Consider the following 25,155-nt stretch of genomic DNA (forward strand, 5'->3'; position numbering starts at 1 on the left):
AGCCTCCTTATTTTCCACTCAAAATAATACGAATTTTTCCGCGTTCCTTGCCAGCGCACTGAGTTTCAATAAATTGATTGAAAGCATTCTTTGCTTCATCAATATTCATCGGTTTATTGAATACACTTGCAAAGTCAGCATTTGTTAATTCAACTTTTTCAAAACCATTTGAAAGATTATTAATAATATCTCTCATCATGTTGCAATTATCTGGTGTAATTTTTGCAGAACCTTTCTTAAAGTTAATTGCAAGTGTTTTCTGGTCACCAGTAAGCATATTCAAGTTCTGGTCTATTCCTGGATCATTGAATGTTGCCTTAATTGCATCTTCCCATTTTGTATAAATTGAGTCCAGTTGTTCTTCTAACTGTTTTACAGTGTAAGATGGCTTGTCGTAATTTTCACGCGGATTAAAGTCTTGATAAGGATTTTCTTTAATTTTATCCTTTGTAACTTCAGCTTCAGCAGGTTTCAGACTTGTAATTGTATTACGCCAGTTTTCAAAGTCAGTTTTGTTCAAGATAGAAATGTCTTTTAATACTTCACAAATCTGTCTTGTATCACTGTTCAAGATACCATCTCGCTTCTGGGCATCAGTATAGTTCAAGCGATATTTTGTATACTGGGTAAGATAATAATCAGCATAAGAATCGATCAAGCTATTAAGTAATGACTCATACTGCTTTTGAACTTTATTATCTGCCTGTAATTTTTCAGAGAGTTCTGCTATGGCATTTTCCATATTGTCGTAAAGCGGTTTTTCACTTTCCACAACATAACTCTTTGCTTGAGTCATGTATTTAATAAGTCCTTCAAACTTATCTGCTTTTTCTTTAAGGTTAGATACAAGCTCGCAATACTGGTAAGCTTTAAATGCCTCATCTAATTCTTCTTCTGTATATTTAAATCCTTTAAGTTTTCCAAAGGTATCAAGATTACGAACAGTATCTAATACATTAATTAAATTATGGAGCTTAGCAGCGTAATCAGTTGTTGTGGAATCATCAATTAACGCAATTCCGTTACAGCGGATTCCATCTGTTAAGTATGAAATTGTCTTTACTACGTTGTCACTATAAGTTGTAAGATTTTTTGCAAGGCTAGAGAATGTTGATTGTTCTTTTAAACTAGATGTTAAATCCGGCAAACCTAAACAACTGAAAAGTTTCTTAAGCGGTTTAATTGGTAAACCAGATGGAGTTTTAATTGTATTGAATAAATAGAACTTATCCTCATCAAGAGTAAGAAGCTTTTCTGCAATATTACTTGCAGTAAGTGTTAGGTCTCCATTCCATGTAATTTCAATATCACCATTGAAAACAAGAGCTGCCAATACAACAAACTCTAGCTGATATTCAAGTTTATAATCGCAAGAATAGTACTGATTCAGTGCCTGATAATGCGTATAAATCACATCTTCACGATTCAATACTTTTCCTGGTCCGCGGTCTGTAAGCATCTTCTTGATTGAATCAGCATATTTAGAATTTTGAATATCAATTGAAGTTCCACCGGCTAAGCCTAATCCAGAGAGAATAGCCTGTCCATCACGGTTTTGAACATTGTATTTTACAATTTTTGTAAGAGCGCTCTTAACACGAGCATTCAAATTTTCAGGTGTATTTGCACTGAGCAAATCCTTAAACTGAGGGTATTCAGGGAATTTTGAATTGAACTTTTCATCAAGGATTGTAGATGTTACAGCACTAAAAAGGCTGAGCTTACTGCAGCCTTCCTGTGGAAGCTGGTAACTTCTAAGAGGAGCAGATTTTCCTTTGTAGATTACATTCATCTTATCTGCAAAATTCTTGTTAAAAAGATCTCTCACACGGTTGCGATGCTGGTCTGCCTGGTCCTGGAATAATTTCTTTTTATCTGATGAAGCATCATTCAATTTGGCCATACTAGAAGCGTACAAGCAAACTTCATTTTTAAATGTTTCATCAAAATTAGAGAAATCAAAATAAACTTCATCATCCAAATCGGTTCTATCTAGCTGAGAGAACAGCGGACAGAAGTACATATAGAATTCCTGAATTGGTTCTGTTGTTGAACGCTCATTAGGATTACCAAAGAAGATATAACCTAAGCGGAAAGACTTTGTAGATTTCCATTCGATTGAATAATCCCAAATATTAAAGCCAGTTCTATAAGGATTTGCCTCAATACCAAGCAGGAACTTCAATAAATTAAAGAAGCTCTGGTCTATATATGCTAAATCTTTTTTGATGTATTCGGCATAGTCTTTTACAATCTGTTCAACATTTATGCCGCCTTCAGTACGGATATAAAAATCTTCTGACTCTTCATCTTTTACAACATACTGTCCTTGTGTTGCAGTAATAAGATTATTTGCTGTAGTTGCAATTGTATCTTGCAAGAAGTCCGGTTCATCAATTCCCATGATTGTATAACACAGGTCTTCTTTTAATGTAAAAGCATTTGCACCAAGATGTTTATCCAAATCATCACACAATGCACGGATAGCTAATGCATTTGCAATTCGGTAGGCTAATGGCATTTTACTTTTAAGAGCAGGTTTTGATGTAAAATAATTTTTAACTTTTTCATCAATGATTTCTATTTTGTCATTAATTGCAGCAACGTCTGCAATTGAAAGCATAGAAGAATCTTTTTTCAAATCTTCAAAGTAACTGTCATAAGTAATAAGTCCAGGATTGTCTTCCGGTACGGTCTGATTTGCCATATCTTCAAAGCGATAACTCAAAATCTTTAAAATTTCACGCTTGTCTTTTCCATGTTTTATCTGCTGGAAAGTTGCAATATAACTTGGATGAACCGGGAACAATTCTACATAATCATTAAGATTTGTATTAAGTCCATCAAAGAGGTGTGAGAATTTATTTAAGTGCTCACGGATTCTTTGTTTCTGCTCAGGTGTCTTTTTCAAAAGACGATTCTTTACAACGAATGCAACATCTTCTTTTGTGATAAGAACTTCATCAAAACGAGCCTGTACTTTATTTAATGTATCAGCAGCTGGCGCAAGCATTGGATCACGATAAAGCTGTTCCTGAACACCATAGATTACTTTAAAACGAGAGCCATCACACATTTCACCCATTTGGCGTAATGTCATAAGGTCGCCGTTTACTTCCATAGCACTTCGGCTGCGCAAATATTCCAAAAGCTCATCAATAACAATAAGAAGATATTTATCCGGGTAAACTTCTTCAAATGCAGCCATCATCTGCTGCAGCTGCTCTTTGTATGTATCTTTAGAATCAGGATCAAAATGGAAATCTACATTAATTGAATTAAGGAAGTTTTCTATGCGATAGCAAACAAGTTCATAAAGAGGTTTTGTAGTTCCAACTTCAAAGCGAAGAACTTTATATTTTCCGGCAAAAGCTTCAAAATCCTGTTTAATTTTATCATTATGAACATACTGTAAGAAGTCAGCATCTTCTGCAACAGAAGAAATAACAGACATAAGATGAGATTTACCGGTACCAAAACTACCTACAACAGAGATACCTTTTTGTTCAGTTACTTTTCCACTTGTGTCCAGGTTAGGGACAACAACACCAGAAAGGAGATTTACCATCTTCTCAGAAAAAACATAAGTTTCTACATTATGCTTTCTTTTTTCAGCCTGACTATCATCTGCAAGTTTAATCACAGTTGTAAGTGGTTCAAATTCAATCAGTTCAGAGTATTTCATATTTTTCCTCTTTTATTCTTGATTCAAGTTTTCAATTACACCTTGAGCAAATTCAATTTTATTTTCTGGATTATCAACATTCCAGACAAGTTTATTTCCATCAACAATATTAAACGGCCCTTGCAATACGAAAACCTGATAATCTTTTGCATATTCTAAAAAGAATCTTGGAACATCAAGAGCAAAATCTTTTTCAAGAAGTATTCCTAAATTCGAAAAGACTATTCTAGTTTTACCAGGTTCTATTACGCTATCAATTATCTGCCGGAAATAACAAAAAGCATCAAACTTTGATTCCTTCTCAAAATCCGATGGATTCTTTTTATATTCATTTGCAAGAACTTTTCCAACATCTATAGTGCAACATTGGTCTTGCTGTTCATGAGGCATTCCCTTTATTACATAAATCTTGTTTCGCATTCCTATTTTTTTTCCTCAACTTCGTTTACTACACAAATATCGCCAACATCGCATTCCAAGGCCTTACATACTTTTTGAATGCTTTCCATAGAGACAAATTCGCCTTTATTCATCTTTGCTAAAACATTTGAAGAAATTCCAGCTACAGGAATCAGGTCTGTTTTTTTCATATCCTTATCAATCAATAATTTCCATAGCTTCTTATAATCTACATTCATAGTGTTTTCTCTAGCCTATATTATAGTACACTTATGAGTTTTTGTGGTGAAAAAACATCACGAAATGCAAATATTTTTTTTATATTGAACATCCTTAATCTGGTCTCCCTGCTCTCACACAAAAAATCAACATAAAAACATATTCCTTTCTTGCAAGAAACTACAGAAAATTTCCCTCGGACGAATATTCATACATCGTTGCAGATGAGGCACACCATGCAGTTGCACCGACCTACAAACGCGTGATTCAATATTTTTTGCCGGACTTTCTAATCGGACTTACCGCGACCGACCAGCGGCCAGACAAAAAAAACTTGAATAAATTTTTGGAGCCTATAAAACTCAGCTTTCTCTTTCCGAGGCGATGAGAAAAGGAATTGTCGCCCAGGCCTGGATTACAACGTGCCTGATGAAATGTATAAATGCTTCCAGTACAATGAACTGAAAAGGAAACGGGCTGCATAATTTTTTACACCTTAAACCTGTAAAAATTTTGTGTTGACTAAATAGCGCATTTTACCTCCCGCGAGCGTCGCGGTGGTTCTTGGTATCACATCGACGGCTGCTGCCCTGTTTCCTACCGTGACTACTTCAACCCGTATAGCCGCGACTACTACAATGGCGTGCGTGTGGTTCGTAACGCCAACTAGCGTTGGCTAGTTCTGTAAGGAAATTATTAAAAAACTTCCGCAGTCGCGGAAGTTCAAAGCCAGCTCTAATTAAATAAATAAATTTCAGGTGCTTTTAAAGAGCGCCCTTAAGGGGCACGATAGAAAGCACCTGAATTTGAAAAAAAATATTTCTTAATGTGGTTTCGACTGCCTCAAGTCGCAACTACGTTGCTTATCGAGTTTTTTCAAAACTCGCATATTTAGAAACTGTCCGCGTCGATTGAGCCTGTTGAAATCAGCGTTAGAATTTCCCTGTCATTCCGGACCTGATTCGGAATCTTTTATTCAGAAAAAGTTCTTTATAACTTTTGAATTTCCGCTAAAGACAATCCAGTACATTTTGCTATTGCAGAGACAGGAATACCTTCAATTTTAAATTTTTTAGCAGTTTCAAGAATTCCTTTTTTTATGCCAAATTTTTCACCTTCAATTCTGCCTTCAATTCTGCCTTCTGCTTTGCCTTCTTCAAACCAGTCGTCGTGTTTTTCTCTGTCATATTCTTCTTGATTAAATTCGGTCAAACTCATATTTAGCACCTCGCTTTTCTGTTTTTTGAAAAAATCGCCGTAAAAGTTATGTTTAATTGCGTAATCTACGGCGTCGGTCATTGCTTGTTTTGCATTAAGCCCTTTCTTTTTAGCCCGGCTTAAGGCTCCGCCCTAAGAACCTGACTTTTTCTTTGGCTTGATTTTTGTATTAAAGAATTCGCGTCGATTGAGCCTGCCGAAATCAGCGTTAGACTTTCCCGCCATTCTGGATTTTGGTATTTCCCCGTTATTCCGAACTTGATTCGGAATCTTTTATTCAGAAAAAGTTCTTTATAACTTTTGAATTTCCGCTAAAGACAATCCAGTACATTTTGCTATTGCAGAGACAGGAATACCTTCAATTTTAAATTTTTTAGCAGTTTCAAGAATTCCTTTTTTTATGCCAAATTTTTCACCTTCAATTCTGCCTTCTGCTTTGCCTTCTTCAAACCAGTCGTCGTGTTTTTCTCTGTCGTATTCTTCTTGATTAAATTCGGTCAAACTCATATTTAGCACCTCGCTTTTCTGTTTTTTGAAAAAATCGCCGTAAAAGTTATGTTTAATTGCGTAATCTACGGCATCGGTCATTGCTTGTTTTGCATTAAGCCCTTTCTTTATGTTGCTGTTAACTCTGTTTGCAAACTCTACATAATAATACAACGGTTCGCACTTTTTTTGAAGAGCTACATTGTGATTTTTGTTAATATTTAACATTTTTGCTGTCCATTCAAATTTTGGCGATTCTTGCGGAGTTATAAATGCGTTGGAAAGTTTGAATTCGACTTCATCTTCTGTTTCTTTTGGGCCGTTGTAAAAGACTATGAAATTCGGGTTCGGGATTTTTATCAGGCGGGTGCTGTATAAATTCCTTTTTATGCCTGTTAAATATTCCTGATAAAGCTGAGCATAATACATTAAGCCGCGCAACGGCATATTCGGGTTGTAAGTTGCCTGCTGCTCATAAAGCGTCATTTCAGATTCGATTAAGAATGAAACATCATTTTTTATCGTAACATAGATTATGTTTTCGATTGTCGTGAGTTGTAAGTCATTCGGGTTTTTGTAATTTGAATTGTTCAACGCGTTGTAAAGTTGCAGTAAATAATGCTTGTTTTCTTCGCTCCCGAAAATCTTTTTAAACAGCGTGTCGCGGTAATTTCTTTTTGGTTCTACATTCATGATTTTTCTCCAATTTTTTTTAATTTTTTTCTACATTATATATATAGATAATAAAATGTTTTTTCGGCAATGTTTTGGAGAAAAAGTTTAGAAATTTTGAAATTTTTTATGTTTTTTTATGTTTTTGAGAGCCTCAAGTCGCAACTTCGTTGCTTATCGAGTTTTTACAAAACTCGCAGAAATGACAGGATCAATCACCGCAGTGGTTTCTTCTTCAAGAACTGCAGTAGTTAAATCCGGCAAAGAATATTTTTTTTCTCTGCCGGAACGGTATTTACCTGTTTTTACTATTCAGCTGCTTTAACTGAAAAAATGTTACTTATTGTTTCAACAATTTCTTTTCTTTTTTGTTTTTTTGAAATGTAATTTGTGCGTATTACGATTCTGTATTTTTTTGTTGTTTCTAAAGAAGTTGGAACTAAAATATTTAATTCAGCCGGAAGGTTTCTGAAGATTGCAGCACTTTCTAGTTTTGTCCAAGTTGATTCATCTACGGTAATTTCTTCATTTTCATCACAAGGAGCAAAATAGATTCCGCAAAGTTCGTCTGTACCAATTTTTAATTTTGCACCAGTTACTTTAGCAGCACCTCCTGTGCGCCATTATTGATTATACTTTCATTTGCTAACCCGATCTAACTTAAAGTAATATCCTGCGAGATTTTTGCCGATAGGGCAGACTTCGAGAACACAGACAGAATTATAGTTCAAATTTGAGGGGTTTTGTGGTAAAAACATTTTAACCGATTCAAACCTCTTTTTCTATTCATGCCATATTAGGCAATCCACAACTTTTGATTATAACTCCAAATTAACACGGCTGCTCCATAACAACAAGCGGTACTTTGCAGAAAAATTAATTTCCCCACCGGCATATTGTTTACCCGTCCATTTTCCGCTACAATAATGCAATAAAAAGTGGGGAAACAATGCTTGTAAATAATTCTCTTGTACTATATAAAAATGCGGCTGCTGCAATTACCGGTGAATGTGTCAGCGGAAAATTTCCTGTAAGATTCAGAACAGCGCCGGCTACCCAGACAAAAAGTGCCGTATACGGAACGCAGAGTGTAAGAAATAAAGATTTTCTTGTTCTGTCAGAAACGCCCGTGTCCTCTTTGGAAAATGCACTTTCCTTTGCAGACACAAATGCACCTTCTGCAGACGACATGTATGACGCCCAGCCCAAAAATGCTATGGCAGTTCAGCTTAAGGAATGTTACGAACTTCTTGTTTCAGATGAAGAAACTGCCGCTGCTCCAATGGGGTTTGAAGAACTGGTGTCTTTGTTCCGCGGGACTTTTCATGCAGACGAAGCGTGGGCAGCATATTGCGCATTAAAAAATACAGTATATTTTAACCAGAGCCTTAAGGCGCAGATGGACGGCAAACTTGAATTTGTTCCGCGCCCGCAGTCAGAAATTGACGAACTTATGCGCCGTGCCGACGAAAAAAGTCGTGAAGGTGAAATTCGCGCAGCTTTTATTTCAAGACTCAAGTCACGCAAACTGGATCTTCCCGATGACGCACGCTACATGGTCGATGTAGAAGCACTGGCTCTTGGCAAAACAGACAAAAGCCGCACCATGCACGACGCGCATTTTAAGGAAACACCCGAGAACGCACACAAAATTCTTTTGGAAACAGGAATCTGGCCAATCACAAGAAATCCTTATCCGTTAAGATGGGGCCTTTCAATGCAGTCCGCAAAAGAAGGGCTTGCTTCACCTCCAAAAGATGAAGAGCGTGTAACTGTTCCTGGAGTTTCGTATGCAATAGACAATGCGTGGTCAGCAGATCCAGATGATGCCGTTGCCTTTGACGGAACATATCTTTGGGTTCACATAGCAGACCCCGCTTCTACTGTAATGCCCGGAAGTTCAATTGATGATGCAGCCCGTGCAAGAGGTTCAACGCTTTATATTCCTGAAGGTGCATCCAGAATGCTGTGCGAAGATTCACTTTCTGACTATGCGCTGGGACTCAATGAAATAAGCCGCGCACTTTCGTTCAGAATATTGCTTGATGAGTCCGGCGCCGTGGCTGACTGTTCTGTTTTAAAAACAATTGTAGATGTAAAACGCCTTACTTACGAACAGGCAGACGAACTCAAGGATACTCCTGAACTTGCACCGCTGTTCAAAATAGCAGAACGCAATATACACAGGCGCAACAAGGCCGGCGCTGTTCAGATAAGCCTTCCCGAAGTTCACATAACAGTAGACCCCGAAACAAAACAGGTTTCCATTCAGAATGAAGTACACCCGCAGAGTTCCGAGATGGTGCGCGAGATGATGCTTCTTGCAGGCGAAGGGGCTGCGCGTTTTGCTTTCAAAAATTCAATTCCTTTCCCGTACGTAAGTCAGGAAGCTCCCACTATTCCCGATGATATTCCCGAAGGGCTTGCCGGTCAGTTCAGATTGCGACGCTGCATGAGAAGACGTTCGGTCGGTGTTACTCCGGGTGTTCATTCAGGTTTGGGACTTGGAATGTACAGTCAGGTTACAAGCCCTTTGCGCCGCTACAGTGATCTTATCGCGCACATGCAGTTAAGGGCATTTATTGACGGCCGTAAACTTTTGGACAAAGACACCATGCTCATGAGAATAAGCGAAGGAGACGCCGGTTCACAGGCCGCACACAAGGCCGAACGCAAAAGCAACACGCACTGGACGCTGGTTTACCTTCTTCAGAATCCCGACTGGACAGGAGATGCAATCTGTGTGGACAAAGGACTCAAACAACCGCAGTTTTCAATACCGTCGCTTGGAATGGAAACTTATTTTACGCCCAATTCCGAAGTTGAACTCAACCAGTCCGTTAAGGTAAAAGCTGCAAATATAAATCTTCCCGAACTTACCGTGGACTTTATTCCTGTTTGATTCTGTTAGCAAAAAGCATACGTATGCAATATATTGCGCATATTGAGAATATTTTTGCATTTTGCTATAATAGCGCATTATGATAGTAATGAAGTTCGGCGGAAGTTCCGTCGCCAATGCGGAAAGAATCCGCCACGTAGCGTCAATTATTCAGGCGTATAAAAATGAACGTCCCGTTGTTGTTTTGAGTGCAATGGGAGACACGACAGACCACCTTCTTGAAGCAGCAGATGAAGCTGTCAAAGGGCGTGTTGATATTAAAAAAATCGAGACCCTTCATTATGATACAGCCCGCGAACTTGGAATAGATGTTCCGGCAATAAAAGAGCTTTTGGGTGAACTCGGAACCCTTCTTACCGGAATAAGCATGCTTCACGAACTTACAAAACGCACGCGCGACTATCTGGTTTCGTTCGGTGAGCGCATGTCCGTAAGAATGATGGCTGCCTTTCTTGAAAAGAGCGGTGTTCCGGCTAAGTTCTACGATGCGTGGGACATTGGCATGGTAAGTGATTCAAATTACATGTCTGCAGAACTTTTGGATGAAGTCTGGGACACAATTCCCAAAGCGTTCGATTCCTACAAAAGCGGCTCTTCACCCGAGATTCCCATCGTAACAGGATTCATTGCAAAAGACAAAAACGGAATAATTACAACACTCGGCCGTGGCGGAAGTGACCTTAGCGCAACAATGATCGGCGCGGCTCTTAAGGCAGACGAGATTCAGACATGGAAAGATGTTGACGGCATTATGACAGCCGATCCGCGCGTTGTAAAAGAAGCACATCCTGTTCCCGAAGTTACATACGAAGAAGCTCAGGAACTTGCCATGTTTGGAGCTCAGGTACTTCACCCGCGCAGTATGATTCCGTGCCGCAAAACAGGAACTCCGGTACGCGTAAAAAACAGTTACAATATAAAAAGTCCGGGAAGTATAATTGTAGAAAAACATTCCGGCGAGCGTCCTCTGGTTACTGCAATTACCAGCGTAAAAAATGTTTCGCTTATTGACATTCAGTCCAGCAGAATGCTCGGTGCCGCAGGTTTTCTTGCACACATATTCAACCAGTTTCTCAAGTGGAACATAAGCATTGATGTAATTGCAACATCAGAAGTTTCTGTAAGCCTTACTGTAAACGGAAAAACTCCTCTTGACGGAGTAATTGCCGATCTTTCAAGAGTTGCAGAAGTCAACGTAAAGAATTCAAAAGCAATTGTGACTGTTATCTGTGATGCATCGCGTTCAAGTTTTATTCTTGCAGATGCATTTGCCTCTCTTTCCAAAAACGGAATCAACGTACAGATGATAAGCCAGGGCGCAAGTAAGGTAAACATAAGTTTCCTTGTTGAACAGACCCAGGCCGATGACACTGTGCGCATTCTTCATTCAGCTTTGTTCAAATAATTTAACGGTGGAATAAAATGAAAATTGCTCTTGTCGGATACGGAAAAATGGGACACATGCTTGAATCTACCGCATTGTCTCTTGGTGATGAAGTTGTTGCAACAATAGATGTTTTTGCTCCAGATGCAAGTGTAAAAGTTAGTGCAGGTGACGGTGCTGCTGTGGCACGAGCAGTAAAAGAAAGCGGCGCAGAAGGTGTAATAGAATTTACACATCCTTCTTCGGTAATGGAAAATATTCGCGCTCTTGTTCCACTCGGCCTTCCTCTTGTAGTAGGAACAACAGGCTGGACAGATTGTGAAAAAGAAGTCGCTGAACTTGCTGCAAAAACCGGCGGTACCGTAATGCACAGCGCAAACTTTTCTATTGGTGTAAATCTCTTCTATAAAATAGTAGAAGAAGCATCGCGTCTGGTTTCTAACTTTGACGAATACGACAGCGCCGTTTGGGAAATGCACCACAATCAGAAAGCAGACAGTCCTTCCGGAACAGCACTCGATATTGCCCGCCGCGTAATGGCCGGAAACCCGCGCAAAACTTCCATGGTAACAGATGCATTCCATTCGCGCCCGTCACCTGAACAGCTGCACGTTTCTTCTACAAGATGTGGCCATGTTCCGGGAACACACACCGTGTTTTTTGACAGCGCGGCAGATACAATTGAACTGACACATACTGCAAGAAGCCGCCAGGGGTTTGCTTCGGGAGCCGTTCATGCACTTGAAAACCTTAAGCGCATGCTCGATTCCGGTGAGCTTTCAAGCGGCGCATTGTATTCAATGTCAGATGTTTTCCCTGGAATGTTCTAAACTTTTTCTGTTATCATGCCGAAAATTGAAGGGTATGAGTACGTCCTTTTTGAGCATGATAAACAGAAAATTAATAATAGCAGTTTTTGCAGTTCTCACTTTTTTTGCACCGGTGTTTTCACAGACGCAGTTTCATGAAGTCAAAAAAGGTGAGACTTTGTATGCCATAAGCCGCATTTACGGAATTACAGTTGATGAACTTTGTGCTGCCAATTCCATGACAAAAAATTCAGTCATAAAAGTAGGGCAGAAACTTGCTGTTCCACAGAAAAAAACAGATAATCTTTCAAAAAAAACAACGGTGCCGGCAAAAACCGAGCGCAAGTTTGACACATACACTGTTCAGAAAGGTGACACTTTTTACAGAATAGCCAAAATAAACGGAATTACCGTAGACGAACTCAAGGCGCTTAATAATCTTGACAATGACAGCATTCTTAAAGCCGGACAGAAACTCAAGATTCCGGTTACAATTGTTGATACTACAAACGTAAATCTTCCCGACCTTACGACAAATGATCCGCGTGTTTATTCTGCAAAAAAAGGAGACTCATCTCTGGTCTGGCCTGTTAAAAATCCGCAGGTAACATACATGAAAGGAAAGGTCAGCGGTGTTCAGCTTAGTGCAGCACGTAACGAAACTGTCACCGTAATCCGCGCAGGAACCGTAATGTATGTAGGAAACTACCGCGGTTACGGACAGGTCGTTTTTGTTCAGTCAAAGACGGGTCATATATATGCATATTCGGGGCTTGGTACAATCAAAGTAAAGCGCGGTGACTATGTTGTGTTCGGTGACGCTCTTGGTACAGCCGGAACAGACAGCATAAAGGGAACTTCGCAAATCTGTCTTATGGTATTTCAGAAATCAAATCCAATAGATCCCGCAAAGGCACCCAGGGGATAATTTTTGCAAAAGAGTCAGTAGGTTAAATATCTGTCGCCGCTTTCTTTTGAAAAATAATCTTTTACTTCAAGAATACTTTCTTCGGGCGATTTGTAGTTGAGCATTCTGGTCTGAAAATAATGGCCGAATGAAAACTGTTCGCAGTAGTAGTTGAAGAACCTCTGTATACGTGTTTTGTGAAATTCCGGCGGCTGGAACTTTACAACATTGTCTATGAAATCGAGCGCAACCTGCATTCTGTCTGCGGTTCGTTTTCCTTCATTCTGAATATTTTTAAGTTCGTCAAAAATCCATGGCTTTCTTGCGGCTGCCCTTGCAATCATAAAACCTTCTGCATCCGGTGCGGCATTTTGAGCAACGGCAAGGCTGTTTTTGTCTTTTATTTCACCATTCAGAAAAATTGGAATTTTATCTTTGTAGCGCAGGGCAAGTTTTTGTACGTATGCGTATTTTGGAAGACCGCGGTATTTTTCTTTTATTGTACGCGCATGAAGTGTAATTGCTTCGACGCCTTCTGAAACAAGCATGTCTGTAAAGTCAAAAAGTGATTTTTCGGTAAAATCTTCGGGACCAAGTCGGCATTTTACGCTCAGGCGCATGTGCTTTTCTGTCTGCTTTTCGTAACTGTCCAGCGCATTTTTTACTTTTCTTACTGCAAGGGCTGTTTCTTCCAGAGGTTTAAGCATCCACGCTATTCCGGCTCCTGTTTTGTATATCTGCGGGGCCGAGCATCCCATGTTAAGGTCAACGCCTGTTCCGCCGTATGAACAGACAATGGAAGCGGCTTTTGCAAGGGATTCTGCATCCCATCCGGTAAGTTGCCAGACAATTTTTTCGGGAACAGGTCCGTTAAGAAGATAGTATTTTTCAAACGGCCCCATTGTGGCAAGAGATGTGGCGTTTATCATTTCTGTAAAATATTCGTCACAGCCACCGAATTTTTCTACGGTTCTTCGGAAGGCTTCATGACTGAGCGTTGCCATTGGTGCGCAGATAAAGCGTTTCATTTTGCAGCAAGATATTCGGCAAGTATACGGGCAGCATCACCGCAGAGTTTGGCGCAGGGGCGCTTTTTGTAATATTCGCCGGTGCGTTCCTCAGAAACAGGAGAAGAAGCACTTCCTGCTACAGTGTTTGAAGCAAGGTATTTCTGCGATTCACCCATCGGGGCAAGTCCAAGAAGTTCGCGGCATATAAAAGAGCCGTTCTGTTCCTTAAACTTTTGCATAAGAAGCTGCCCTGTTTTGTAGATTCTGTCCTTTGAATCTTTGTCTTTCGGGTCTGCACTTCCTTCCAGAAAGCCTAAAGTCATAAGCATCCCTGTAACTGTTCCGCAGATTTCTCTCATGCGGCAGACTCCACCGCCAAAAGGCTGGGCTGTTTTAAGGGCAGTTTCCTGTGACAGTCCTATTTCGCTGCTGAAGGTGCACAAGACTGACTGTGCGCAGTTAAAACCTTCCTTGAAGTTCTGTTCAGCTTTCTGTGCTGCTTCTTCTGCCGTCATAATTTTTCCTATGCGTTCAAAGCTTCTACAGCATGTGCTGCTTCGTCAATGTAGCCTTCATCAAGTATTTCTATTTCGCCGTTGTCTACGGTTACCGACATTTTCTGTTCAATAGGAATGCGTGCAAGTACTTTAAGATTAAAGTCTTTTGCAATTCCTTCGATGTTGCTTTCACCAAAGATTTTCATTTCTCTTCCGCAGTCGGGACACTTTACGTAACTCATGTTTTCTATAAGACCCAGAACCGGAACATTCATCATGTTTGCCATGTTTACGGCTTTTTCTACAATGACGCGTACAAGCTGCTGCGGGGATGCCACAACAATGATTCCGTCTACGGGAATTGACTGGAATACGGTAAGCGGAACATCTCCTGTTCCCGGCGGGCAGTCAACGAACATGCAGTCTACGTCTTCCCAGACAACATCTGTCCAGAACTGGCGTACCGCTCCCGAAATTACAGGTCCCCTCCAGATAACTGGTGTTGTTTCCTCGGGAAGAAGGAAATTCATTGACATAATCTGAATTCCGCCCTTGCTTTTTACCGGTTTTATATACTGGCCGGCTTTTCCGTCTTTAAGTGTCATTGTTGCACTTTCGGCTTTTTCTTCACCAAGACCGAATGCCGTAGGAATTGAAGGGCCTGTGATATCTGCATCAAGAATTGCAGCCTTTAAGCCGTCGCGAGAAATTTTACAGGCCAGAAGGCTTGTTACAAGTGATTTTCCGACGCCACCTTTTCCGCTTACAATTCCGATTACTTTCTTTACTTTTGAACCTTCGTGAAGTTTTTCATGAAGATCGCGCTTTTCACAACTTTTGGAGCACTCTGAACATTCTCCGCTACAGTTTTCTGACATATCTTAACCTCTAAAAATGATTTGTTTAACGACTGCAATGCAACCCCTTATAATATAGTAAATTTGAGCACAAACGGCAATGCGGGAAGCTATGTGAAAACCGATTGAAAAGAAAGTTTATCTTTCTGCTCCTTCCGATGTAAATTAAGGGCGGGCTGGCGAAATTTCTACTTTTCTCTTGTATTTTAAAAATAATATGTTATAATTAACTTAAAGTTGATAGGAGTTTTAGAAATATGAATGTAATTTCACTTAAGTTAAAAGTAGTCTTTTGTCTTTCTGCAGTTTTTTTCCTGTTTTCATGTAAGAATCCATTTGATTTGACAGAAGAAACTGATACACCCGCAGATTGCGAAGTAGTGATCGGCGATGAAATGATTTATGGAAAAGAGTTTTCTTTCTCCAGTCTGTATACATCTCAGGCAAGAGCAGCTGCAGTACCTGAAGAAAATATGATTGAAATGGCTTATTTTTCAGTCTGTCCAACATCCGCCGATTCTGTTATGCTTGTAAATGATACATTCGGTTATCTGAATCCTGCAGAAATGAACAAAGAAATTATTCAGACCTGTGATGCTGACACCATAGTATTTAAAAAAGACGTTAGCGGGCAAATAGAAAATTATAATCCCGACGATTTGCTGAATCTTGGAATCAAGTATTATTATATTGACACAAAAGAAAATGTTGAAAACTATAAAGAACTTCTCGAGAATCTTGAAGTTATAGAAGAGTTTTCAATGCCCGAAGAAGAAGTTCTTGAAACTTCGGATGAAGAATCTGTAGAATCTGCAAGATGGATTTTTTCAAAAGTTTTTTCAAAATATTCAATCCGAGGTAAGGTTTATTACAATATTGAAGGTTGTGAACTTCCTGCCTACGGTCTTAAGATCAGCCGTGAAGGAAACTATAAAAGCAATACGGATATAAACGGCAATTTTTCTTTGGGAAGCAAACGCAACTGTTGGGGCCTTTGCTGGATTTATGCGAATTACGAAAACAGTGCCTGTACACTGTCAAATGTTCTTAATATAACAGCTTCTACTTTATTAAAAGTTGACTGGCCGTCAAAACTTACGAATGTAACGATAAAAGCCGATTCGGGATATGCAAAAACAAAGATGGCTGTTTGCAATGAACTGCTTACAAGATACAACGAAGAAACCAAAACACATGGACGCATTCCGCAGGCAAGAGTCTGGACAACGCAGGCAGGAAACGGAATTTCGTCAGCACCGTGTTTTCAATATTTGCTGGGAATAAAACTGCCTGATATTTTCCTTTCAAACTGCAGCAGGGCATCTTATAATAATTTATGTACTCTGCACCATGAATATACTCATTATCTTCACAATGTTTACTGTGAAAACAAAAATAACTTTTGGAATTCTGTAATCTTTTCAGAGATTGGAAGCACGCTTTCAAATATAAGTGTAGATCTTGTAAATGCTATTTTTTCAAATGCAGATTTTGAAAAAAAATATCCAACAGGTTATGATTTTTCGAACAAATACGTTTGTTTTACAGAGAATCTGGCGGAATGGTATTCGTATAACGGATTGTCTAAAGGACCTTTTGGCAAAAAGGCAAATTTAGGTTTAACAGCTAGAGATATTAACAGGTTGAATATTTATGTAAATCAAGGTGTATTTAAGAATTTGATATATCAAAATGTTTGTTCTGCTACCGATATTATTCTTTTGATAGATAAATATGATATAACAACTTTTAATGATTTTTATAAAATTCTTTTACGTATTTACCCGACAAGAAAAACGACCATAGTAAATACATTCAAATCCTATTATATTCCCTATGGAAATGAAATAGAGTATTAAAAAGGAGTGTTTTAAAATATGAATAAAAAAATCTTTTTTGTTGGACTGTGCTTATTTGCATTTTCTTTTTTTTCATGCGACCCTGCGGAAGCATTCTTCAAGCGTATAACGTTTCCAGTTATCTGTTTGGAAAATGATGAACAGCCTGCCAGTAATGTGTATGTAAATTTGAGAAATGATTCATTGTCAAATAAAGTGCTTGCACATGATGAAACAAATTGTAAAGGAGTAGGCTTTATTGTTTTTGTAGAAGTTCCGGATATTAATGGAAAATATAGGTACTTAACAGAAGCTGAATACCGGTGCGAAGATCTTTCCCCTATTGATGCCCAAATTGAAAGTACCGGGGAAACAGATTTCTATATCGTAGTAAATGACAAGGAAACAGAATATTATAATCCGAAATACGAAACAGAGATATTGTATCTTAATGAATTCGATGATGATAGATTTTTTGAAAAGACAGTTTATCTATTACCCAAATCGAAAAAAACTGAATAAAATTATGTGGGCTGGCGAAATTTCTACTTTTCTCTTGTATTTTAAAAATAATATGTTATAATTAACTTAAAGGTGAATGGAAATAATATTTCATATTAGGAGTTTTAGAAATTGAAAAATAAATTTTTAACTTTTTTTTTAATCATATTCATTTGTTTTTCTTTTTTTTCATGCGATCCTCCGGAAGTTCTTGGAAATTATGTACTTTGCATTCCTTTATCTTTATCAGTATTTTCAGAGTCGGAATTAAACACGCCCCTAGAAAAGGTATGTGTTTCTATACATAATGAATCTGTCTCCGACAGTATATTAGCGTATAATGTTACGGATGAATACAATAAAGCGCAATTATTATTTATCTATATTACAAAAGGTTCTTATACTCCAGAGATAAATGAATATGCATGTAAAAATCTGGAAACTCTGGAAACAGTGAAAGCCCAAATTGAAAGTTCCGGGAAAACAGATTTCTATATCGTAGTAAATGACCGGGAAACAGAATATTATAAACCGGAATACGAAACAAAGAGATTATATCTGAATAAATTCAATAATAAGTCTTTTGAAACGACAGTTTATCTTTCTTCTGCTTCCGATGTAAATTAAGGGCGGGCGGCTGGTATCGTTTTGGATGCTTTCTCCCATTGAAAGAGATAAAAAAATAAAATAAAATCTTTCTGTTATGTTTGCACCATTTGACCAGGAGAGTGCTTTTTTAATCTGCAAAAAATTATGTTCCGAACTCGACTCTGGTGTCTCAAAGCTTGTACGCGTTTCAAAATTAAGCGCGGAACGTGAAGGGCAGGGCGTTATGCTTGGCGCTGTTAAATGCACCGATTCTGACGGTAGCGAAGTATATGCGTATACAGTTTCGGGTTCGGCGTATGTTCTGGACAGAGGCGGCATTACGGACATGGTTTTTGTTCCGCCGATAGTTTCTCCTAAAGACATTGCCGCAGCCCTCTCAGAAAATGATGCACAAATACATTCACTTACGGAATGCATCAATGAAGCCAAAAAAAACGGCCGCCCTTATTTACAGATGTCACAGCAGCGCACTTTACTGACTTCTGCTTCTTTAAAAAAAGTAAACGTCCTTTACCGCTTTCACTGCGCAGACAAAAAAATACGCACGCTTAAAGAAATATGTGCCCAATACAACAACGACTCCCTTGCTCCGACCGGAACAGGAGACTGCTGTGCCCCAAAACTTCTGGACTACGCATATTCACACAATCTGGTTGTACAGAGCATGTGCGAAGTCTTTTATAATCCCGGTTTACAGAACGCAAATTCTGTTCCCTGCCCGCCGTGTGATTCCCGCTGCGCAATACTTCTTCCTGCAATGCTCGGTTTAAAAATAATTTACCGCGACGACAGAATAATTGTTGTAGACAAGCAGAGCGGGCTGCTGAGTATTCCCGGCCGCGGCGAAGACAAACAGGACTGCATAACGTCAAGATTAAAACGGCTTTTTCCCAACTGCATACAGCAGCCTTCTGTTCACCGTCTTGATATGGAAACAAGCGGTCTTATGGTACTGGCCTTTGATGCCGAAGCCCACCGCAACTTAAGCCGCCAGTTTCAGGAAGGAACTGTAAAAAAAGAATACGTGGCTCTTCTGGACGGTGTTCTTGCAAAAAAAGGAATACCCGAAGAAGGAACAATGACACTGTTCTTCAGGCTTGACATAGACAACAGACCGCACCAGATTTGGGACGACGTTTACGGAAAAAAAGCCGTTACTTCCTGGAAGATTCTTGATGTTGAACGTTATACTGCACCTGATGGCAGCGTAAGAAATGTAACAAGAGTTTTATTCAAGCCTCAGACGGGACGAACGCATCAGTTAAGGCTTGCATCTGCAGACCCGCACGGGTTCGGCATTCCGATTGTAGGAGACACGCTTTACGGTAAGTGTGAAGAAGGGGAACGTCTTATGCTCCACGCGCGCTACCTGGCTTTTGACCACCCGACAGACGGCCGCCGCATGGAATTTCAACTGGAAAGCGGGTTTTGACTAAGAGAGATGCTATTCTGTTTTGTAAGATTCTACCAGGCATTTATATCTTTTGTCTGCTTTGCCGAAGTTTCTGCAAGAACCTGCTTCAATTGCTGCATTCATTGCAAGAAGATTTGTCTGGCTTGAAATTTTTGAAATATATGTAAATGCAGTTTTTCCTGTTGGAACCATTGTATAATAGAAAGGTTTGCCCTTACACTCCTTTCTATTGTATTGTTTACAGTTTTTTGAATAAATTATAGAATCTTGTGATGTTATGCAAAGTATGCCGACGGTGCGGGCTTTGTGCAGGACCTGATGAACTAAAGACTTTCTCTTCCCAAAACGTATGTCTTTCAACAATTCTGCCTCATTCTTTTAAGGCTGAATCCGGCGGTTCTTCCTGTGACATAGGCATTGCCTTTGATTTGGGAACAACCACTATTGCGGCTGCTGCCTTTTCCCTGCAGGACGGAATGCTCCTTGCTCAAAAGGGCGAGACAAATGCCCAGGTTCCGTTCGGTGCCGACTGCATTTCAAGAATCTCTTTTGCGGCATCCGGCGGTTTGCAGAAGCTTCATGCAGTTGTTTCAAGCCAGCTTGCTTCCATAGCGCAGTCCCTCTTGATGACAATTGCTCCGGCATTTCTTTCGCAAAGAAGGGGACGGCCGCAGATAAAAAAAATTGTAATCGCCGGCAATACAGTTATGCAAAGTCTCGCCGCCGGCCTTGATGTACAGACGCTGGGTGCTTTTCCGTTTACGCCGCCATCATATTTTGGAAAGACTTTTGATGATGTCTTTAACGGAACTTCTCTTGAAGACTGTGGCGCCGAAGTCTTTTTTGCACCGGCAGTTTCGGGCTTTATAGGCGGCGATGCATTGTGTTCAGCCCTGTCATGCGGCCTGGTTTCTGATACAAACGCTTTCCTTGCCGATGTTGGAACAAACTGCGAGATGGCTGCCTACAACTCAAAGACACAAAAACTTTTGTTTGCATCTTCTGCGGCTGGCCCTGCTTTTGAAGGATACGGGATTTCTTGCGGCTCTTCTGCAAAGGGAGGTGCTGTTTCGCGTGTATATATGAAAGAAAACAACATATGCTGTTCGGTTATAGGCGGCGGCAGTGCACAGTCCATCTGCGGAACAGGCGTTCTTTCGGCTGTAAGCGCATTTTTAAAGGCAGGAATAATTGACTGCCACGGAACAATTGCAAATGGCAGCGATTTTATAAACATCGGCGGCAGTGTGCGTTTAACGCAGCAGGATATACGCAATTTTCAGCTTGCAAAGGCTGCAGTTATGGCAGGACTTACAATTCTTTCACACAAAGCAGGGGTTACATCAGATGCAGATTTGTATCTTGCCGGCGGCTTCGGCAGTTCGTTTTCACCGCAGGATGCAGCCTCAACCGGAATGATTCCGCGCTTTCTTTCGTCACGTACGCTTTCCTGCGGTAACGCCTCACTTTCGGGCGCGGCGATGATTCTTTTGAGCAGTACAGAAAGACAGCATATTCTTGATTTGGCTGCAATTGCAGAATTTACGGAACTTGCCGTTCAGGATGATTTTCAGGAAGTGTATATAAAATCTTTGGAATTTGATGTTTAAGTTCGGTAGACAAGATAAAAAAAAGACTGCCTCAAGTCTGAGACAGCCTTCTTTTTACTTTAATATCTACGAGTTTTAGCTTACTGAAACTCGCTAAGATAACGGGGATGTCTACATCTCCGTTATCTTATTTATCTTGCATATTCTATGATGCGGGTTTCCCTAATCATAGTAATTTTGATTCTTCCGGGATAGCGAAGGTCAGTTTCGATCTGTTTTGCTATCTGCTTTGCAAGTTCCTTGACCTGGTCGTCAGGAATTTTTTCGTTGTTGACAAGAATGCGCAGTTCGCGACCAGCCTGAATGGCATACGCCTGTTCTACACCGGGGAACTTTTTGGCAGTTTCTTCAAGGTTTTCGAGCCTGTTGGTATAATTGTCAACTGTCTCGCGGCGTGCACCCGGGCGTGCTGCACTTATAGCATCTGCAATCTGTACGATAACAGCTTCAATAGTCTGTGGCTCGCAGTCGTTGTGGTGGGCTGCAATTGCGTTTACTACGCGGGCATCTTCACCCATCTTTCTTGCCATTTCGGCACCGACTTCTGCGTGGTTCTGGTCGCTGTCGTTTTCTGCACCCTTACCGATGTCGTGAAGAAGTGCGGCTCTTTTGGCCAGTTCCCTGTTTGCCCCGACTTCAGAAGCCAGAAGACTTGCAATTTCTGCAACTTCCTTTGAGTGCGTAAGAACGTTCTGTCCGTAACTTGTGCGGAAGTAAAGGCGTCCGATAGCGCGTACCCCGTCCTGGCCCATGTTGTGGATTCCAAGATCAAAGAGTGCCTTTTCGCCTTCTTCGTAAATCTTCTGCTGTATTTCGCGTGTTACTTTCTGGACGATTTCTTCGATTCTTGCCGGGTGAATGCGTCCGTCGGTAATAAGCCTTTCGAGCGAAACCTTTGCAATCTCTTTTCTTACCGGGTCAAAGCAACTTATTACAACCGCTTCCGGGGTATCGTCAATAATAATATCTACACCTGTAAGGGTTTCAAGGGTGCGGATATTGCGTCCCTCACGGCCGATAATTCTTCCCTTCATTTCATCGCTCGGAAGTGACACTGTAGAAACTGTAATGTCTCCTGTGGTTTCAGTGGCGATTCTCTGGATTGCAGTAATAAGAATTTCCTGTGCTTTCTTTTCTGCAGTGAGCTGTGCTTCCTGGTCAACTTTGTTAAGAAGAGCCTGGGCATCATGACGTGCTTCATTTTCAAGATTCTTGATAATGAGAGACTTTGCTTCTTCTGCTGTAAAACCAGAAATGCGTTCAAGTTCAGAGCGAAGGCTTTCTTCCTGAACAGCCATTGCATCTTCACGCTTCTGCATTTCAATTATTCTTGCAGCAATTTCCTTGTCTTTTTTGTCGAATTCCTGACTTCTCTGGTCAAGGAGTTCTTCTTTTTTGCTTACACGACTTTCATAGCGCTGAAGTTCGGTACGGCGTTCACGGTTCTCCCGCTCCTGCTGGTTTCGATCCTGAATGAGTTGTTCTTTTGCCTGAAGCAGAATCTCTTTTTTCTGAGCCTCGGCTTCTTTTATAGCATCCTGTTTAACGCGCTCAGCTTTCTGTTCTGAGGCGGAAAGTTGAAATCTGGCATAAATCCAGCGAATTGTCCATCCAAGAAGAATTCCTGCAACGGGGAGAATGATGTACATTACCATGGGTGACATTACATTTTTCTCCTTATTTTATAATGGAATAGTTCAATGTTATATAGTAATATATAGAAAAAATATTGTCAAATAGAAAATAGTTCGATTGTTCAAAAAAATTAACTAAATATTTACATGTACTTTGCTATTTGAAAAAAAAGTATTAATATATAAGTGTATGCGTGTTACTGAAAAAGAGATTTCTGCGATGAAATTCCTGCGGACATACTGCAGCCTTTTCACACTCAAGGGAATGAAAAAAATACTTAACGAATCTGGAATTCCCGCTACTCTTGACGATACAAGAGATTTTCTTGAGGGAAATCCGAATGTGCTTGCGCTCAACAACAGCCGCTACATCACCAGGGCAGGTGCTTTTTCACATGAAATATTCAGTATACTTCCCACTGCACGTGAATTTGAACAGGGTGTTTTTATTCCGGGTTCAAGATGCATGCCTTTTGTTGATTCAGACAGGATTTCATCTTTGTTTTCATTTTATGCCGGTGACAAAAAACTCGGTCGCAAAGTAGCCGAATTTGACAGCGACGATGCCATAGACATGTTCCTCATGTACGGTGAAGAATACGCGCCGCAGTACATTTCGGCAGATCCTGCAAATGCTGATCTTGACATGGTGGACAGAAACTTTGAGCTTCCTGCAAAAGTGAAACTTACCGGAATAGACATTTCTTACCTCAAGCAGAAGTTCGGTTTTAAAAAAGGTGACAGAATTCTTTGCTGCGTAACCGACTGGGATGCCGGGAGAATAAACATTGCCGTTTCGCGTACTTCCGTAAACGATTTTGACCGCGGAGAAATTGGTGAAATGAGGCTGGGCTGGTATGCGCTTTTGGAAAAATATCTTCTTGAAAGCTTTGAGCGTTTTGGTCCGCAGGCTACAATAGAGGATCAGCTTACAAAAGTTATGTTCGAGCACCGCCAGAAACTCTGCGTTCCGTACTGCGGTTCGATAGAGGAATATATTTCAACCTATGCAAAAAAAGTCGGCCTCCAGCATTACGGGGTCGAAACGCGGCTGTGGTACAAAGACCAGGATGTTCCGGCTTTCGGAAAATGGAATATTACGGAATACCGGGCACATGCAAAATCTGTTTCGGCTTTTCCGCTCAAGGATTTTCTGCTTGCTGCTGTTCCGGACTATGTTATGGACGAATATGTTGCTGACGGTTTTTTTACAAGAAGCAAAAATATTGTGTCTGATGTAATTGATTCACTCTGCCAGGGTGAAGTGACGCTTGATGATGAAGATATAAGAGCCCTGTCCTTGAATTTGAAGGGTAGAGGTGATATAATTTCGCCCGCTTACAACTGGTTTTCTGATCAGGTTTTGGGACCTGTACGCCATAAAGCGCTGTCTTTGTTCGGAAAAATAAACATGCTTGTTACGAAGGCAGACTACTATGGTGCAGGTGCAGAAACTCCCTTCCAGCAGGATCTGGTAATTCTTTCGCAGTTATATTCGCATCTTTTGAGAATGATCGAGACAATTGCCTTTGATGCCGAAGCAGAGTCCGGTGCAGAAGCTTTTCTTCTTTCGCTGGACGGAATGGAGTGGAACTTTGAGGATATAGAAGATTCGGTTATGGCTTCAATAGAAAAAGCCAGGCTTGCTTCCTTCAAGGTTGTACAGCATTTTTGAAACAGTCTTCAAATATTTTTATAGGAGTGTGGATAAAAAATCCGCCGGTTGGCGTCGGGTTTTTTATCTTAAAGTTTGCGTTGCAAACTTTCTTATTGAACTGCGTTTTTCACTTCGTTACAAAACGCGGTAAAAATATTTTCGGCTGTTTAAACAGTCTTCAAATATTTTTATAGGAGTGTGGATAAAAAATCCGCCGGTTGTCGTCGGCTTTTTTATATAAAAGTGAACATTTATAGGAGTATTTTATGATCGGGGATTTTTCTGTTAGTTCGCTGCTGGAAAAGGGAGATGTTTTTTCTGACGTCAGGGGAAGTACTGCTGCCGAAATCTATGATTTTGTGTGTTCTTCTGCAAAACTTCCCGAAGGACTGGACGCGCAGGTGCTCAAAAACGAACTTGTGCAGAGGGAACTTGTGCTGAGTACTGCCGTAGGAAACGGTATTGCCATTCCACACCCCAGAAGACCCCTGCTGAAAAACACCGATGACGCACGCATTATAGTATGCTTTCCAAAAGTTCCTGTAGAAATGGAGTCTCCCGACGGACTGAGCGTTTACGCAATGTTTATTCTTCTGTCTGACTCAACACAGTCACATATACACACCCTTTCTGCTCTGGCAAAACTTTTCAGGGACGTTTCTTTCAGAAAAATTCTTTCGTCAAAGCCTTCAAAAAAGGTTCTTGTCGAAGAGATACGCTCACGTGGGTTTTAAGTCGGTTGATTTAAATAATAAAAGAGAGTATTATTAAAAAGTTGATATATATCAATTTATATAGGAGTGTAAGATAAAATCTGCACAAATGGTGCAGCTTTTATCTACCCAAC

At 40.3% G+C, this 25,155-nt stretch carries 22 protein-coding genes and 1 pseudogene; 12 read left to right on the plus strand and 11 right to left on the minus strand.

Going from position 1 to position 25,155, the window contains the following annotated elements; all coding sequences use genetic code 11:
- Positions 1-7: 7 nt before the first annotated feature.
- From IWA51_RS04150 to IWA51_RS04160, 3 genes are read right to left on the minus strand one after another with little or no spacing between them, the layout of a single operon-like run.
- Positions 8-3,685: a DUF6079 family protein gene (locus IWA51_RS04150; protein ID WP_198443345.1), complete on the minus strand. Its 3,678-nt coding sequence runs from the start codon at positions 3,683-3,685 to the stop codon at positions 8-10.
- Between the two features lie 12 nt (positions 3,686-3,697).
- Entirely contained in the window at positions 3,698-4,105 is a 408-nt protein-coding gene (locus IWA51_RS04155; RefSeq protein ID WP_198443346.1) for a hypothetical protein, read from the minus strand.
- A gap of 2 nt (positions 4,106-4,107) precedes the next feature.
- A complete protein-coding gene (locus tag IWA51_RS04160) occupies positions 4,108-4,323 on the minus strand; it encodes a helix-turn-helix domain-containing protein (RefSeq protein WP_198443347.1) in 216 nt (71 codons plus the stop codon).
- 131 nt (positions 4,324-4,454) lie between these two features.
- Between IWA51_RS04160 and IWA51_RS12905 the strand changes: the two genes are divergently transcribed.
- Positions 4,455-4,691, plus strand: coding sequence for a DEAD/DEAH box helicase family protein (locus tag IWA51_RS12905; RefSeq protein ID WP_408059022.1), 237 nt, complete (start codon positions 4,455-4,457; stop codon positions 4,689-4,691).
- A gap of 602 nt (positions 4,692-5,293) precedes the next feature.
- Here the strand turns inward: IWA51_RS12905 and IWA51_RS04170 are convergent.
- From IWA51_RS04170 to IWA51_RS12910, 3 genes and pseudogenes are all read right to left on the minus strand, one after another.
- Complete coding sequence (locus IWA51_RS04170; RefSeq protein WP_198443348.1) at positions 5,294-5,602, minus strand: hypothetical protein; 309 nt, start codon at positions 5,600-5,602, stop codon at positions 5,294-5,296.
- A gap of 210 nt (positions 5,603-5,812) precedes the next feature.
- Positions 5,813-6,700, minus strand: a complete 888-nt coding sequence (locus IWA51_RS04175; RefSeq protein WP_177527361.1) for a hypothetical protein — start codon at positions 6,698-6,700, stop codon at positions 5,813-5,815.
- A 287-nt stretch (positions 6,701-6,987) separates the two neighbouring features.
- A pseudogene (locus IWA51_RS12910) lies at positions 6,988-7,284 on the minus strand (DUF4469 domain-containing protein); the annotation flags it as partial.
- 344 nt (positions 7,285-7,628) lie between these two features.
- On the opposite strand from IWA51_RS12910, the gene IWA51_RS04185 reads away from it, so the two are divergent.
- The 4 genes from IWA51_RS04185 (at position 7,629) to IWA51_RS04200 (ending at position 12,702) form a co-directional block, all read left to right on the plus strand.
- A complete protein-coding gene (locus IWA51_RS04185; RefSeq protein WP_198443349.1) occupies positions 7,629-9,581 on the plus strand; it encodes a ribonuclease catalytic domain-containing protein in 1,953 nt (650 codons plus the stop codon).
- 79 nt (positions 9,582-9,660) lie between these two features.
- The gene (locus tag IWA51_RS04190; RefSeq protein WP_177527359.1) at positions 9,661-10,986 is read left to right on the plus strand and encodes an aspartate kinase; all 1,326 of its coding nucleotides are present in this window, start codon (positions 9,661-9,663) and stop codon (positions 10,984-10,986) included.
- A gap of 17 nt (positions 10,987-11,003) precedes the next feature.
- Positions 11,004-11,795, plus strand: coding sequence for a 4-hydroxy-tetrahydrodipicolinate reductase (gene dapB, locus IWA51_RS04195; protein ID WP_198443350.1), 792 nt, complete (start codon positions 11,004-11,006; stop codon positions 11,793-11,795).
- Between the two features lie 34 nt (positions 11,796-11,829).
- Positions 11,830-12,702, plus strand: a complete 873-nt coding sequence (locus IWA51_RS04200) for a M23 family metallopeptidase (RefSeq protein ID WP_230402706.1) — start codon at positions 11,830-11,832, stop codon at positions 12,700-12,702.
- Positions 12,703-12,716: 14 nt separating this feature from the next.
- Here the strand turns inward: IWA51_RS04200 and IWA51_RS04205 are convergent, their stop codons facing one another.
- The 3 genes from IWA51_RS04205 to IWA51_RS04215 are packed head-to-tail and all read right to left on the minus strand — an operon-like array spanning position 12,717 to position 15,066.
- Positions 12,717-13,709, minus strand: coding sequence for a tRNA-dihydrouridine synthase family protein (locus tag IWA51_RS04205; RefSeq protein WP_198443351.1), 993 nt, complete (start codon positions 13,707-13,709; stop codon positions 12,717-12,719).
- A complete protein-coding gene (locus IWA51_RS04210) occupies positions 13,706-14,206 on the minus strand; it encodes a C-GCAxxG-C-C family protein (RefSeq protein ID WP_230402707.1) in 501 nt (166 codons plus the stop codon). Before IWA51_RS04210 ends, IWA51_RS04205 begins: the two co-directional genes overlap by 4 nt.
- A gap of 8 nt (positions 14,207-14,214) precedes the next feature.
- Positions 14,215-15,066, minus strand: a complete 852-nt coding sequence (locus IWA51_RS04215; RefSeq protein WP_198443352.1) for an Mrp/NBP35 family ATP-binding protein — start codon at positions 15,064-15,066, stop codon at positions 14,215-14,217.
- A gap of 236 nt (positions 15,067-15,302) precedes the next feature.
- Between IWA51_RS04215 and IWA51_RS04220 the strand changes: the two genes are divergently transcribed.
- The 4 genes from IWA51_RS04220 (at position 15,303) to IWA51_RS04235 (ending at position 19,425) form a co-directional block, all read left to right on the plus strand.
- Positions 15,303-16,904, plus strand: a complete 1,602-nt coding sequence (locus IWA51_RS04220; protein WP_198443353.1) for a hypothetical protein — start codon at positions 15,303-15,305, stop codon at positions 16,902-16,904.
- An 18-nt stretch (positions 16,905-16,922) separates the two neighbouring features.
- Positions 16,923-17,405, plus strand: coding sequence for a hypothetical protein (locus tag IWA51_RS04225; protein ID WP_177527353.1), 483 nt, complete (start codon positions 16,923-16,925; stop codon positions 17,403-17,405).
- A gap of 111 nt (positions 17,406-17,516) precedes the next feature.
- Positions 17,517-18,011 carry a hypothetical protein gene (locus tag IWA51_RS04230; protein ID WP_198443354.1) on the plus strand — a complete coding sequence of 165 codons (495 nt, stop codon included), beginning with the start codon at positions 17,517-17,519 and terminating at the stop codon, positions 18,009-18,011.
- A 76-nt stretch (positions 18,012-18,087) separates the two neighbouring features.
- Entirely contained in the window at positions 18,088-19,425 is a 1,338-nt protein-coding gene (locus IWA51_RS04235) for a pseudouridine synthase (protein WP_198443355.1), read from the plus strand.
- Between the two features lie 12 nt (positions 19,426-19,437).
- On the opposite strand, the gene IWA51_RS04240 is transcribed toward IWA51_RS04235, so the two are convergent.
- Complete coding sequence (locus IWA51_RS04240; RefSeq protein ID WP_198443356.1) at positions 19,438-19,599, minus strand: hypothetical protein; 162 nt, start codon at positions 19,597-19,599, stop codon at positions 19,438-19,440.
- An 80-nt stretch (positions 19,600-19,679) separates the two neighbouring features.
- Here IWA51_RS04240 and IWA51_RS04245 point away from each other — a divergent pair, with 80 nt between their 5' ends.
- Positions 19,680-21,017 (plus strand): ASKHA domain-containing protein, encoded by a 1,338-nt coding sequence (locus IWA51_RS04245; protein WP_198443357.1) that lies wholly within the window; start codon positions 19,680-19,682, stop codon positions 21,015-21,017.
- Between the two features lie 131 nt (positions 21,018-21,148).
- Here the strand turns inward: IWA51_RS04245 and rny are convergent, their stop codons facing one another.
- Entirely contained in the window at positions 21,149-22,672 is a 1,524-nt protein-coding gene (gene rny / locus IWA51_RS04250; protein ID WP_374047844.1) for a ribonuclease Y, read from the minus strand.
- A gap of 169 nt (positions 22,673-22,841) precedes the next feature.
- Here rny and IWA51_RS04255 point away from each other — a divergent pair, with 169 nt between their 5' ends.
- Complete coding sequence (locus IWA51_RS04255; protein ID WP_198443358.1) at positions 22,842-24,326, plus strand: hypothetical protein; 1,485 nt, start codon at positions 22,842-22,844, stop codon at positions 24,324-24,326.
- Positions 24,327-24,574: 248 nt separating this feature from the next.
- Positions 24,575-25,042, plus strand: a complete 468-nt coding sequence (locus IWA51_RS04260) for a PTS sugar transporter subunit IIA (RefSeq protein WP_198443359.1) — start codon at positions 24,575-24,577, stop codon at positions 25,040-25,042.
- Positions 25,043-25,155: the final 113 nt, after the last annotated feature.

Origin of the sequence: Treponema peruense, from assembly GCF_016117655.1 — a bacterium.
Classification (GTDB): domain Bacteria; phylum Spirochaetota; class Spirochaetia; order Treponematales; family Treponemataceae; genus Treponema_D; species Treponema_D peruense.